The organism is Providencia sp. JUb39 (genome assembly GCF_012272845.1).
In the GTDB taxonomy this organism is placed as follows: domain Bacteria; phylum Pseudomonadota; class Gammaproteobacteria; order Enterobacterales; family Enterobacteriaceae; genus Providencia; species Providencia lanzhouensis.
Genome location: NZ_JAAWXD020000001.1, coordinates 244,729 through 258,251, shown reverse-complemented (window position 1 = coordinate 258,251; position 13,523 = coordinate 244,729). Strand labels below are relative to the sequence as shown.

11 protein-coding genes are annotated in these 13,523 nt (G+C 42.3%); 4 read left to right on the top strand and 7 right to left on the bottom strand.

Features of this window, described 5'->3' with window-relative positions; translation table 11 throughout:
* Nucleotides 1-28 precede the first annotated feature (28 nt).
* Nucleotides 29-1,363 carry an NADP-specific glutamate dehydrogenase gene (gene gdhA, locus HFU86_RS01125; RefSeq protein WP_132497181.1) on the bottom strand — a complete coding sequence of 445 codons (1,335 nt, stop codon included), beginning with the start codon at nt 1,361-1,363 and terminating at the stop codon, nt 29-31.
* A 268-nt stretch (nt 1,364-1,631) separates the two neighbouring features.
* Complete coding sequence (uspA, locus tag HFU86_RS01120; RefSeq protein WP_036950081.1) at nt 1,632-2,066, bottom strand: universal stress protein UspA; 435 nt, start codon at nt 2,064-2,066, stop codon at nt 1,632-1,634.
* A 433-nt stretch (nt 2,067-2,499) separates the two neighbouring features.
* Between uspA and uspB the strand changes: the two genes are divergently transcribed.
* Complete coding sequence (gene uspB / locus HFU86_RS01115; RefSeq protein ID WP_036950083.1) at nt 2,500-2,835, top strand: universal stress protein UspB; 336 nt, start codon at nt 2,500-2,502, stop codon at nt 2,833-2,835.
* 120 nt (nt 2,836-2,955) lie between these two features.
* On the opposite strand, the gene pitA is transcribed toward uspB, so the two are convergent.
* A complete protein-coding gene (pitA, locus tag HFU86_RS01110; RefSeq protein ID WP_036950148.1) occupies nt 2,956-4,443 on the bottom strand; it encodes an inorganic phosphate transporter PitA in 1,488 nt (495 codons plus the stop codon).
* Nucleotides 4,444-4,821: 378 nt separating this feature from the next.
* Here pitA and HFU86_RS01105 point away from each other — a divergent pair, with 378 nt between their 5' ends.
* Nucleotides 4,822-6,018, top strand: a complete 1,197-nt coding sequence (locus HFU86_RS01105) for an aminoacetone oxidase family FAD-binding enzyme (RefSeq protein ID WP_187128551.1) — start codon at nt 4,822-4,824, stop codon at nt 6,016-6,018.
* A gap of 483 nt (nt 6,019-6,501) precedes the next feature.
* Nucleotides 6,502-7,200: a pirin family protein gene (locus HFU86_RS01100; RefSeq protein WP_132497183.1), complete on the top strand. Its 699-nt coding sequence runs from the start codon at nt 6,502-6,504 to the stop codon at nt 7,198-7,200.
* A gap of 101 nt (nt 7,201-7,301) precedes the next feature.
* Here HFU86_RS01100 and pckA read toward each other — a convergent pair whose 3' ends face one another.
* From pckA to HFU86_RS01080, 4 genes are all read right to left on the bottom strand, one after another.
* Nucleotides 7,302-8,921: a phosphoenolpyruvate carboxykinase (ATP) gene (gene pckA, locus HFU86_RS01095; RefSeq protein WP_036950089.1), complete on the bottom strand. Its 1,620-nt coding sequence runs from the start codon at nt 8,919-8,921 to the stop codon at nt 7,302-7,304.
* 203 nt (nt 8,922-9,124) lie between these two features.
* Nucleotides 9,125-9,997, bottom strand: a complete 873-nt coding sequence (gene hslO, locus HFU86_RS01090; protein ID WP_154602145.1) for an Hsp33 family molecular chaperone HslO — start codon at nt 9,995-9,997, stop codon at nt 9,125-9,127.
* Between the two features lie 28 nt (nt 9,998-10,025).
* Nucleotides 10,026-10,466, bottom strand: a complete 441-nt coding sequence (gene hslR / locus HFU86_RS01085; protein ID WP_036950093.1) for a ribosome-associated heat shock protein Hsp15 — start codon at nt 10,464-10,466, stop codon at nt 10,026-10,028.
* A gap of 67 nt (nt 10,467-10,533) precedes the next feature.
* On the bottom strand, nt 10,534-12,633 hold the full coding sequence (locus tag HFU86_RS01080) for an IgaA/UmoB family intracellular growth attenuator (RefSeq protein WP_132497186.1): 2,100 nt from the start codon (nt 12,631-12,633) through the stop codon (nt 10,534-10,536).
* Nucleotides 12,634-12,910: 277 nt separating this feature from the next.
* On the opposite strand from HFU86_RS01080, the gene nudE reads away from it, so the two are divergent.
* Nucleotides 12,911-13,465 (top strand): ADP compounds hydrolase NudE, encoded by a 555-nt coding sequence (nudE, locus tag HFU86_RS01075; RefSeq protein WP_132497187.1) that lies wholly within the window; start codon nt 12,911-12,913, stop codon nt 13,463-13,465.
* The last annotated feature ends 58 nt before the right edge of the window (nt 13,466-13,523 follow it).

The window sequence follows — 13,523 nt, the reverse complement described above, 5'->3', positions numbered from 1 at the left end:
CCCTTTCGCTTACGTTTTGAGTTAAACCTTACACAACGCCTTGTGCAAACATAGCGTCAGCGACTTTAACAAAGCCAGCAATGTTCGCGCCTTGGACGTAGTTGGTTTGTTTGGCTTCGCCACCGAATTCAACACAGTGGTGGTGAATGTCCAACATGATGTGGTGTAAACGCGTATCCACTTTTTCTGCTTTCCAGCTTAAGCGTGCTGCGTTCTGCGCCATTTCCAGACCGGAAGTTGCAACACCGCCAGCGTTAGCTGCTTTACCTGGAGCAAATAGAACGCCTGCTTCAAGGAATAGCTCAGTTGCAGGAATAGTGGTTGGCATATTTGCGCCTTCCGCGACAGCTTTAACGCCATTTTGGATCAGCACTTTAGCCGCGTCTACATCCAGTTCGTTCTGTGTTGCACATGGCAGTGCGATATCCACTGGAACGCCCCAAGGTTGTTTACCCGCTAAGTAAGTTAAACCAAACTCTTTCGCGTATTCTTCAACACGACCATAGTTGTTTTTGATAGCTTCTAAGCGTGCAAGTTTTTCAGGGGTGAAACCGGCTTCATCGACTACAGTACCGCTAGAGTCAGATGCAGTGATAACCTTCGCACCTAATTCCATACATTTTTCAATGGTGTACTGAGCAACGTTACCCGAACCTGAAACAGCCACTCGCATGCCTTCAAAACCTAAACCGTGGCGTTTGAGCATCGCGTCAGTGAAGTAAACAAGACCGTAACCGGTTGCTTCTGGACGAATTAAGCTACCACCAAATGACAAACCTTTACCGGTGAAAACGCAAGAGGTGTCATTAGACAGTTTTTTCATCATCCCAGTCATAAAGCCAACTTCACGACCGCCCACACCGATATCACCAGCAGGAACGTCAGTATCAGCCCCTAAGTGGCGATAAAGTTCTGTCATTAATGCTTGGCAGAAACGCATCACTTCACCATGGCTTTTTCCTTTAGGATCAAAGTCAGAACCGCCTTTTGCTCCGCCCATTGGTAGGGTTGTGAGTGCATTTTTAAGGGTTTGTTCGAAGCCTAAGAATTTCAGGATGGATAAGTTAACGGATGGGTGGAAACGCATGCCGCCTTTGAATGGACCAATCGCAGAGCTGAATTGAACACGCCATGCGCGGTTAACTTGCACCTTTCCTTGATCGTCCATCCAACATACGCGGAACTGGATCACTCTTTCTGGCTCAACGAAGCGTTCGAGAAGTGCTTGATCGCGATATTTTGAATTTTGTTCAATGAAAGGCCAAAGAGAAGTGAATACTTCACGCACTGCTTGTAGGAATTCAGGCTGTGAAGGATCTCTTTTTTGGACAGACTCCAAGAATGAAGATAGTGTTTGAGCCATCTTTGTCTTCCTTTTTCAATGTGGATATTGTTGTGAGGTGCCTCACTATTTCTTATCTTTTTTTTTAGGAAATGTGAGGTCGATTTGTGTTTGCCTATTGAATATATCATTAGTTTATATTCTCAATTCAAGGTTTTTTTTTACTCATTTGAAAAAAAAATTGCTTGACCTGCCAATCACTCCCTTCAGACGATTATTTTGTCACAAAAAAAACGCCTGCATAAGCAGGCGTTTTCAGTGAATAATATTTCAATTTATCTGTGAAGAATTATTCTTCTTCGTCATTCAGTGGCACAATCAGCATATCCACATGAACGGTATTGATTAACTGGCGAGCCGAAGACATCAGCTTGCTCCAGAAATCTTGGTGATGTCCGCAAACAACTAAGTCCATATCGTATTTTTTGATAGCATCCACTAACACCTGACCTAAATCACCACTACCGCTAAGGGTTTCTTGGATGTCATAACCCGCACCTGCGGAAAGGTCTCTTAGTGAATTACGAGTTTCGTCAGTGATGCGTTGTTGCATATCACCTAAATTCACATCGATAAGGCCGGTGTACAGATCCGAGTAATTAACATCAACATGGATCATAGAGACTTTGGCTCCGTACGGTTTCGCCATAGAAACTGCTTTATCCAGTAAAACTTTACTTTCAGGTGATAAATCAACCGCGACAAGAATATGTTTATAAGCCATAAGTAAACTCCTTCCAAATGCTGATTTAACTGGTGGTTAACGACGTTCACCAATATCTTATGAATATACTATACCTGCTAATCGCGATAACTAAGTGTCGTTTTGATCACATCTAGCAGATTAATTTTTAAGGATTAAAAGACAGAACATTTGATAAAACAATAACATCATTCATTCAATATTAATATATATCGGTTCAAAATTCGAATTACCGCAATGCCAGTAAGTGTAATCAACAATCTGTAAATTAACAGTTTATGACTCCCACTTTTTTGAAGTCAAAATTTGAACCATCTGCACTTTTTTTAAGCAATGAATTGTGTTTAAGTAACGACATGCCCTACAATAAAAATAAATGATGTTAGTGCAATATTTTGGCGGTATTTCCTTTAGTGACAACGGGGCAATTTAGGTTCGTTCTAAGGAGGGGATTATGTTCAGTGTAATTGCATTATTTTGGGCACTCTGCATTTTGTGCATCTTAAATATGATGCGCTATTTTTCTTCTATTCGCGTTTTATTATCTATTCTGAGGGATTCGGATCCTCTACTTTATCAATCCGTTGATGGTAATGGCTTTTTCACGACTCACGGTCAGCTTAACAAGCAATTGCGCCTTGTCCGTTATATCAATACCAAACAGTACCTTGAGCACTACGATCCTGATGTGATATTCCGTTGTGAACGTATTCGCAAGCAGTTTATGTTGATCAGCCGATTAAGCATTTTAGTCGTTGTGAGTTTGGTCTATATGGTGATAGCCAATTAACCTCGCGTTTGTTATTCCCTTTATTCAAGGCAAAAAAATAGTGATGACCGGAAACCGATCATCACTATTTTAGAATGCTTAGAGTGTGCAGGAAGCCCTAACTGGGCTCCCTACTGCTGATTAGATAATCTTCAGCGCAATCCAGTACAGTACGCCAGACAGAATGATGGAAACAGGAAGCGTCAGTAACCATGCAAGCGCAATGCTCTTAATCGTTTTACTCTGAACACCACCACCATCAACTACCATCGTACCCGCTACCGCAGAAGAGAGAACTTGGGTTGTTGAAACAGGCATACCTGTATAACTTGCCACACCGATAGATACCGCCGCAGTGACCTGAGCCGATACGCCTTGTGCGTAAGTCATACCTTTCTTACCGATTTTCTCACCGATAGTCACCGCAACACGCTGCCAACCGAACATGGTACCCAGTGCCAGTGCTAACGCAACGGCAACGATAATCCATAACGGTGCATACTCAACAGTATACAGCAGGTCATTACTCAGCTTTTTCAGTAAGCTCGCATCTTTCGCGCTAGTTTCTGGTAGCTTCGCCACTGCATTCGCAGTATCGGAGATACACATTAACAAGCGACGAGTTTGGTTGCGCTGGTCAGGTGTTAACTCATCATAGCTCTGAATGCCGCTGAGCATCTTCTGAGCTTGATTTAAGATAATTGGCGTACGTGAACTGTCGCAATGGAACTCGCCTTCTTCTGGCTTGTTCTCCGCCATCATAGGCGTATTTTCAATTGCGTGGTTTAAGGCTGGTTTATGTGTTTCATAGTATTGTTGCAGATGAACCACCGCATCATGTGTTCTCGCGATATCATAACCGTTTGAATTCATGTTAACGACGAAGCCTGCTGGTGCAACACCAATTAACACCAGCATAATCAGACCGATACCTTTTTGCCCATCATTCGCGCCGTGAGAGAAGCTCACGCCGACAGCAGACAGGATCAATGCAGTACGCGTCCAAAATGGTGGTTTGCGTTTACCATCTTTCTTCTCACGCTCAGCTGGCGTTAAGTGAATACGGCGACGTTTTTTCGTTCCGCTCCAATAACGGCGTAACATGAAAATCATCAGCCCTGCAATCACAAAACCGATAGCCGGAGAAAGAATTAAGGACATGAAAATGCTGATCATTTTAGGAATATTCAGCGCATCAACCACCGATGTATCAGTCACTATCGCATTGGTTAAACCAACACCGATAATGGCACCGATCAGCGTATGAGAACTTGATGCTGGAATACCTAAATACCAGGTTCCAAGGTTCCAGATGATAGCAGCCAGTAGCAATGAAAAGACCATTGCAAGGCCGTGAGCAGAGCTCACGTTAAGGAGAAGGTCTGTTGGTAAAAGATGAACAATGGCATATGCCACGCTCAGCCCCCCCAGCAAGACACCGAAAAAGTTAAATACCCCGGCCATGACAACCGCGAACTGAGCGCGCATTGCTCGGGTGTAAATCACCGTTGCGACCGCGTTAGCAGTATCATGGAATCCGTTAATCGCCTCATAGAACAGCACAAATAACAGTGCTAGAACTAACAATAGACCTGTGTAAAATTCTAAACCTGTAAAAAGATGTAGCATAGACGTTAAGCCATTATTGGTTGGACATGAACGCGGCGCATTATCAGTGACAAACGCTAGCGGTGGAAGCGAAATCTGACCTTTTTTTGATTTAAATACCAATCAAAAAATCATCAAATACAAACTATCCCTTTAATATCATCCAGTTACCACAATTAAAGTTATTCTGAATTTTTGAAACTTTTTTTATGATAATTTGTGAAAATCTGGGGGAAATAGTCTTTTTTCGCGATTTTTCCTAATTATAATACGTCTACCATACTTTTCATTAATTCTTCGATGATACGCTGCATTACAACCTACGTTAAATCGCGTAAAATAGCAGCATAAATAATCGTAATTACGATAAAAATCAAACGCATACAGAGAACCCTAATTGTGAGAAATATTGACGTTATTATTTTAGGTGCAGGCGCTGCCGGATTATTTTGCGCTTCACTCGCGGGTAAGCGTGGTTTAAATACCCTTGTACTGGATAACGGTAAAAAATTGGGGCGTAAAATTTTGATGTCCGGCGGTGGACGCTGTAATTTCACCAATATGTACGCCGATCACAATAACTATCTCTCGACTAACCCTCATTTTTGTAAGTCAGCACTTGCTCGCTATACACAATGGGATTTTATTGAGCTTGTTGGCAAATATCAGATTCCTTATCACGAAAAAACCCTAGGACAGCTATTTTGCGATAATAGTGCGCAAGATATCGTCGATATGCTGAAAAGTGAGTGTGATCAGCCCAATGTCACTATCAAGCTACGCAGTGAAGTCACCCAAGTCGACAAAACGGATGACGGCTATGTTGTCACGATGAATGGGGATCAAGTAAGTACTCGCTTACTGGTGGTTGCGACTGGCGGACTTTCAATGCCAGGCTTAGGAGCAACTCCGTTTGGCTATCGACTTGCCGAGCAATTTGGGCACAGCATCATCCCTACCCGTGCTGCACTCGTTCCTTTTACCTTACACAAACCTCTACTTGAAGCACTGCAAGCCCTTTCTGGGGTTTCCGTGGCGGCAACCGTCACATCCGCCAGCGGTGTGCTATTTAAAGAAAATATCCTGTTCACTCACAGGGGACTATCAGGTCCGGCAATTTTACAAATTTCGAATTACTGGCAACCCGGCGAGTATGTGAGTATTAACTTACTTCCAGAGATTTCATTGGGGGAATTTCTGACCAATGAGAAACAACAGCGCCCTAATCAATCACTCAAAAATACCTTAGCGACACTGTTACCTAAACGCTTAATTGAGGTCTTACAACAACTTGGACAGATTCCAGATTGCCCACTCAAACAACTCACCCACGCACAGATTGATGCTCTTGATGACTTATTACATAACTGGCAAGTACAACCCAACGGCACAGAAGGTTATCGTACTGCTGAAGTGACTCTTGGTGGCGTTGATACCCATGAAATTTCATCCAAAACCATGGAATCGCTCAAGTCTCCCGGACTTTATTTTATTGGCGAAGTGATGGATGTGACGGGTTGGTTAGGGGGATACAATTTCCAATGGGCGTGGAGTTCCGCTTCTGCTTGTGCGGAAAACTTGCCCCATCAAGCTTAATCGCGCACACTTTTATGAAATTATTTAATCCATTGAAAAATAATGGATATTATTTAATTTCAACCAAATCAGGCAGTTGAGCATTGAGTTTAAATAAATCTAAAATTGGTTAAAAATAACTCTTTACAAACGATAGTGATAACTATTATCATTATCACATCTTCCGCAGGCGACTTAACTTAGTCAGTCTCTTGTAGGAGGTACGACATTGCTCACATTGCTTCCAGTGTTTACTTTAGCCAGCATATGCTGGCTATTTTTTTATCTGTACCTTGCCATTCATGCACTTATTCTCATCCACCAAAACTTGCCATTTCATACCGAAAATCATCTTGGTGATATCCTAAAATCTTATTCAAATTTTTTGGATCCTATGGTTAATGTCGCCTACTTTTCTCTTTCTACAATTTGGCTAAACTGTCATCAACAAGTTAAGCAAGAGCCCAATGAAAATTGGATATCCGCTTTTAAGGAGATGACTCAATGATCTATTTACGCCAAGCAAATGAACGTGGACACGCAAACCACGGTTGGCTGGACAGCTGGCACACTTTCTCGTTCGCTAACTATTACGATGAAAAATTTATGGGTTTCTCAGCGTTAAGAGTCATCAATGAAGACTACATCGCTGCGGGACAAGGGTTTGGTACTCACCCTCATAAAGACATGGAAATATTGACCTACGTGCTGGATGGTGCCGTTGAGCACAAAGACAGCATGGGCAATATGGAGCAGATCCCTGCAGGTGAATTCCAAATCATGAGCGCGGGAACGGGTGTTCGTCACTCTGAATACAACCCAAGTAATGAAAAAGAGCTGCGTTTATACCAAATCTGGATCATTCCAGATAAAAATGGCATCGAACCACGTTACGAGCAAAAACGCTTTGATTCGACAAGTGGTAAGCAATTGGTGTTATCACCAGATGCACGCGATGGCTCGCTAAAAGTTAACCAAGACATGACCTTATGGCGCTGGGCATTACCAGCTAATGAGCAAAGCACTTACGACATCGCAGAAAAACGTGTTGTGTGGATCCAAGTCGTTAAAGGCAACATTGAAGTTAATGGGCAGAAAGCAACGGCTAGCGATGGTTTAGCCATTTGGCAAGAAAATCAGCTAACGATTAAAGCTGATGAAGAGAGTGAAATTTTAGTTTTTGACTTGCCTGCTGCGGAATAACTTTTCAGGTAAGTAAACGCTAACACCAATGGGAAAGGCTCTACACGATGATGTTATCTTCAATCGTTGTAGAGCCCTTTTTTTATCTGTACTACCCGAAATTACAGTTTAGGACCGGCTTTAACCAGTGCTGCACCTGCAGGGGTATCCGTGTACTTATCGAAGTTCTTCACGAAGCGATCCGCTAAGTCTTTAGATTTTTCATCCCACTGAGATTTATCAGCGTAAGTATTACGTGGGTCAAGGATATTGGTATCCACACCCGGTAATGCTGTTGGGACTTCTAAATCAAACACTGGCAGCTTGATGGTATCCGCTTTTTCGATATCACCACTTAAGATTGCATCAATGATTGCACGCGTATCTTTAATAGAGATACGTTTGCCTGTACCGTTCCAACCAGTATTGACTAAGTATGCTTTCGCGCCTGCTGCTTCCATACGCTTCACTAACACTTCCGCGTATTGAGTTGGGTGCAGAGATAAGAATGCTGCGCCGAAACATGCAGAGAATGTTGGAGTTGGTTCAGTCACACCACGTTCTGTACCGGCTAACTTCGCCGTGAAACCAGACAGGAAGTGGTACTGAGTTTGTTCTGGCGTTAAGCGAGAAACTGGTGGTAACACACCGAATGCATCTGCCGTCAGGAAGATAACTTTTGTCGCATGGCCAGCTTTAGAAACTGGTTTTACGATGTTTTCGATGTGATAGATAGGGTAAGAAACACGCGTGTTCTCAGTTTTAGAACCGTCATTGAAATCAACGGAACCGTCAGCCAATACCATGACGTTTTCTAATAACGCATCACGTTTGATTGCGCCATAGATATCTGGCTCAGCTTCTTTAGACAGGTTGATAGTCTTCGCGTAGCAACCGCCTTCGAAGTTGAATACACCGTCATCATCCCAACCGTGCTCATCATCACCAATTAACTTACGTTTTGGATCTGTAGACAGTGTGGTTTTACCTGTACCAGACAGGCCGAAGAAAATTGCAACGTCGCCTTTTTCACCAACGTTTGCAGAGCAGTGCATTGATGCGATGCCTTTTAATGGCAGCAGGTAGTTCATCATAGAGAACATACCTTTCTTCATTTCGCCGCCGTACCAAGAACCGCCGATTAACTGCATACGCTCAGTTAAGTTGAAAGCAACAAAGTTTTCTGAGTTCAGACCTTGCTCTTTCCAATTCGGGTTAGTGCATTTTGCACCGTTCATCACGATAAAGTCTGGTTCAAAACCAACTAACTCTTCATCAGATGGACGAATGAACATGTTTTTCACGAAGTGAGCTTGCCATGCAACCTCAGTGATAAAACGGACTTTCAGACGAGTATCTGCGTTCGCACCACAGAATGCATCCACAACAAACAAACGTTTGCCTGATAGCTGCTCAGTCACTAAGTGTTTCAGGCTGCTCCAAACCTCTTGGCTCATTGGTTTGTTATCGTTTTTACCTTTACCTTGGTCAGCCCACCAAACGGTATCACGGGTTACATCATCGCGAACGATATATTTATCTTTTGGGGAACGTCCTGTAAAAATACCGGTATCAACAGCAACAGCACCTAACGTAGTGACGGTACCGCGTTCATAACCTTCAAGACCTGGCTTGGTTTCTTCCTGAAATAACAGCTCATAACTTGGGTTATAAACAACTTCAGCGACGTCATGAATGCCGTACTTTTCGAGATCCTTCAGGGTAATGCTTTTAGCGCTCATTATATTGCTCCTGGTAAACATAGCTATTCTGCCGACGATCATAAATCTTTACGACTAATTAACAGCGATAGTTATCAAAGAATTGAAAATGTATAATTTTTTTTAATTCATAATGAGACTTAGAGCACGTTATAATCCTTTAAAATTATAAAAAAAGGGTGCAAAATTGCACCCTTGTCACATAATTAGGTTGCTAAATCGTATCAGTGAAGTTGCTGATTTCGCTCATTATTTAACCCGATGATATCGGATTCAATAAATACATAGTGTGAGCCACAATATTCACACTCCATATCAATTTTCCCATCTTTGTGCAAAATATCCATAACATCTTCATGGGTTAATGTCGCTAAAGACGCTTCACAACGTTCACGTGAACAAGTACAACGAAACTCAACAGATTGTGGGTCATACAGCGTGACATCTTCTTCATGATATAGACGATGAAGTACCTCTTTCACGTCTAATTCGCTGAGCTCTTTGCCTTTGATAGTCGCAGTCAGTTGCACTAAGTGATCAAAAAACTCGTGGCTAGTCTCTCCTGCAGCAGGTAAAACTTGCAGCAACATCCCGCCAGCAATCGCTTTGCCATCTTGTTCACTAACACGGATAAACAGGCGGGTTGGTAACTGTTCAGATTGGCGGAAATAGGCATCAATACTCTCTTCAATGCTGTTGCCTTCAATCGCCACAATTCCTTGATAACGCTCACCTTGTTTTGGTGTAATTGTGATGACAATGAACCCGTTACCAATCATTTGCTGTAACGTACTTCCCGCGACAACAGGACCATCAACACGTGCAACACCGCGCATTTGTTGTAGGTTATTACCGTTAATCACAGCTAACTTAACAGGACCATCACCTTGGATTTGAACGGTAATATCGCCATCAAATTTTAAGGTAGCTGTTAGTAAGCTGGTCGCAACCAGCAGTTCGCCCAGCAGCATTTTGACGGCTTCTGGGTAATCATGATTTTCTAGAATATGATGAAAAGTCTCATCGACAGTAATCATTTCTCCACGTACCGCATGCTGTTCGAACAGGAAACGGTGGAGTTGGTCTTGTTTAGCCATAATTTCTCTCTATTACTCAGGCAGTCTATTAAGACGATTCATGGGAATTCGTGTGTTTAAATTTTAGCAGAGTCCGACGCTCTTTTTTATCGGGACGTCTGTCAGGATGTGGCATCGTGAGTGCATTCATCTTACGTGCCATCGCCATCTTTTCACGTTGTTCAAGGCTTTCTACGGTTTCACGGTAGAGTAACTGAGCTTCTGGTGCACCTTTACGTTGATTGCTGATCTCGAGCACTTCGATAATCCGCTCATCATTTCCTTGACGCACTTTTATCATCGCACCCAGTTCAACAATTTTGCCCGGCTTACTTCTTTGCCCATTGTAATGGACTTTTCCGCCATCAATCATCTCACGAGCAATCGAACGTGTTTTATAAAAACGTGCAACCCATAGCCATTTATCAAGGCGAACTTGTTCAGCGGATGATGGCTTTGTTGAAGATTGATTTGTCGATAACGGCTTCATGGTGCCTCCTCACACTTAGTTTGAATGCCAAACCAAAATGAGGCTCCATGGTCAGGGAAGGATAATACTATCTAGACTCGGAAGGATTATCTGCCTCATAGCATTTATCGTAATATTCAGTGATTTTACGCAAACGCCGTTTGTTATTCAAAACTCGAATAATAATTAATGTTCCATTTATCAAGGTACAAATGATTAAGAAGAAAACCAACATTGAACGGCAGACATATTCTGATAACACATCTTCATCCAAGCGTTCATGAACCACCACTTGCAATGTGCCATTGGCATCTGTCGAAATGTTCGTGATAACCCCTTCAACATCAAATGGGGTATTAATCAGAATGCTAGATAAGCGCTTTAACTCATACCATCGCTGAACTTGGTTCATTTCGCTCAGTGAACTTACTGGCATTATATCTACCAGCGGGCGGTTTTCATCGCTGATCAACAATACCCCACCTGGTGGTGGGCTATTGAGTTTACGAACTTCCTTCTCAAGTTCTTTCTTGATGAAATCATATGTGGTGTCTTCAACGAGGTTTTCCAAGGCATCAGCACTTCCTGCACGTAATAAAACATGCGCACCACTTAATTTTCCTGAAGACGCTTTATTTACCAACCCCGGCCAATCATCCACACTTCCACCTAAGTTAGACAATGCGCTTTTGAGTTTAATGCAATGATCTTGTTGATCACACAACGCGTTGGTTTTTAATACGATTTCTGAAAAATCGAAAATAATATTCATTCCCGATTTCATGATTTCACGCTGTAATCTTGGGTTAATTCCCGGGGCATCTTTATCTGGATGTAATTGATTTTTTACGCTATTCAATAAATCTATGGCTCGATTCACAATCTCAGATTGCGGCTCAGTAATCAGGTTAATATTATTCCAATACACACCCGAACAATCAAAAGGCACAAACAACGCTTGGTTGGCATCATTCAAATTAGGAGGGCGATAACACATCCCCATTCCCTTCGCTGATAATGTATCCCCAACTCTAATTTTACGCGCTGTTAAATCTGAAGGGTCAACAACACTGACTTTTTTCGCACCTTCAATCCACGCAAAACCTAATTTTACTGGCAAGCTAATCGATTGATAAGAAAACACCATCGCCAAAACGAGCAATGCACTGAAAAACATCAGCACATTCTTTTTAAATCGTTTATAGGGGTAATAGCGTTCCTCTTCATGAACTGAGAGATATCGACCATACCGCAGCACTTCTCCCGTCGAATAGAGGTCAATATTCGTAGGATGGTTTAGCTCATATTTTAGGTAAGGGAGCCAATAGGTGGGATAGTGCAGATCCACGCCCCCTATCGAAATCGTGGATGAGTATTTTTTATCTAACTCTCCGTACAATTCCCAGCGTTTGGCTTGCCCATAAATACATTGCACATCTTGATAGGGTCTAGGAAAAAGACGTAAACGGAATAATAAAAACATTCCGAGGATAAAAACCACCGCAGCTAATGTCAGCCCCCATCCTTGAAAAATGGGAATAGAAACAATCGTCAGATAGCCGATAAAAAAACTGAGACTCACCACAATCGCCCCCAACCACCCGGAAGAATTATGGAGTCGATGCTCCTCTTTACTTTCCTTACGCATCTTCAGCAATTGAATGGTGTTCGGTTCACCTTCATGGATATCAGCCTCAGGTTGAGTCCTAGGCTCCTCTGAAGGGACTTCCCATTCATAGCTAAATTCCTTCAATGAGTGACCATTGAGAGCCACAATTAAAGGCAGATGATCCGTTTCTACAATTTCCATGGCATTTTGTCGTTGTAAGAACGGTTCTAGCTGAGAAGGTAACTGAACTTCAATCGTATCAATAAAATAACGCCAACCCTGCCCTTGCTCTTGACGCAAATTAAATCGCGTAATGGCATTACAGATGGTGGCAACAGTCGCATTTTTTCGTATTTGCCATGCAGCTTGGGAAGGCGTATGAAGGTTTTTAGATGCACTGTGATTAAGATACTGGGTGATAGTCTGGAAATCAGACTCAATCATTTTTTTAAACGCGGGTGTTGCTAGAGAGGGTATTTGATAGACACTAGAACGCCGTCCCCGCCGGAAGAACAGAACGGAAACCATTATAATTAGGCTAGCTACTATCAGAGCCAGTATAATGACGGTGTTTAGCATTTTTTTCTCAACAGAATTGTCTACTCAAAAAGCATAGCAACGTAATGCTATTCACTATATAAGCCAATTCCTATTCTCTTTCAGTTTTTGTTTTATTTTACAATATGTTGTAAATAAAATGTTTTACTTATTAATCAGTGCGATTTTCATAAGTAGATTATACTAACAGCATTTTCTCCACCCTATAATCTCTATCATTTTTTTTTGATATGCGTCATAGTTAAAGACAATGTATGCTTGCCCTCATGGATCCCATTCACCTGATTCGGAAATCGTTATGACAGAGTTAAAAAAACCAAAAATCCTGAATATTCAAGATGTTGCTCAATCTAAACTATTCAGTATCCAATCTGTTGACCTCGAATTTAGTAATGGCGAAAAACGTGTTTATGAAAGAATGCGCCCCGCAAAGCGTGAAGCAGTTCTTATCGTCCCCATCATTGATGATCACCTGATTTTGATCCGTGAATACGCCGTGGGTATCGAAAACTATGAGCTAGGCTTCCCTAAAGGAGCCGTAGACCCAGGAGAAGCCCCTCTTGAGGCAGCTCAGCGCGAACTCAAAGAAGAAATCGGTTATGGGGCTCGCCAAATTACCCCTTTGGCAAAACTCACCATGTCCCCATCTTACTTTTCCAGCAAGATGAACATACTTATAGCTAACGACCTATTTAGCGAAAAACTTGAGGGGGATGAGCCAGAACCGCTCCAACAAGTCAAATGGCCGATTGCACGTATGATGGAGCTCCTCGACCACCCTGACTTCAATGAAGCCCGCAATATTAGCGCGTTGTTTTATGTGGAACGTTACTTAAAAAATAACGCGAAATAACGCCACTCGATATTCAATCTATCCAATACCCTAAATAATTACACCCCATGCCAAACGG

Bases quoted from the DNA above. Each gene is read 5' to 3' on its own strand.
- HFU86_RS01100 (WP_132497183.1), top strand. From the start codon at position 6,502: ATGATCTATTTACGCCAAGCAAATGAACGTGGACACGCAAACCACGGT.
- HFU86_RS01080 (WP_132497186.1), bottom strand. From the start codon at position 12,633: ATGCTAAACACCGTCATTATACTGGCTCTGATAGTAGCTAGCCTAATT.
- hslO (WP_154602145.1), bottom strand. From the start codon at position 9,997: ATGGCTAAACAAGACCAACTCCACCGTTTCCTGTTCGAACAGCATGCG.
- nudE (WP_132497187.1), top strand. From the start codon at position 12,911: ATGACAGAGTTAAAAAAACCAAAAATCCTGAATATTCAAGATGTTGCT.
- pitA (WP_036950148.1), bottom strand. From the start codon at position 4,443: ATGCTACATCTTTTTACAGGTTTAGAATTTTACACAGGTCTATTGTTA.
- pckA (WP_036950089.1), bottom strand. From the start codon at position 8,921: ATGAGCGCTAAAAGCATTACCCTGAAGGATCTCGAAAAGTACGGCATT.
- uspB (WP_036950083.1), top strand. From the start codon at position 2,500: ATGTTCAGTGTAATTGCATTATTTTGGGCACTCTGCATTTTGTGCATC.
- gdhA (WP_132497181.1), bottom strand. From the start codon at position 1,363: ATGGCTCAAACACTATCTTCATTCTTGGAGTCTGTCCAAAAAAGAGAT.
- hslR (WP_036950093.1), bottom strand. From the start codon at position 10,466: ATGAAGCCGTTATCGACAAATCAATCTTCAACAAAGCCATCATCCGCT.
- uspA (WP_036950081.1), bottom strand. From the start codon at position 2,066: ATGGCTTATAAACATATTCTTGTCGCGGTTGATTTATCACCTGAAAGT.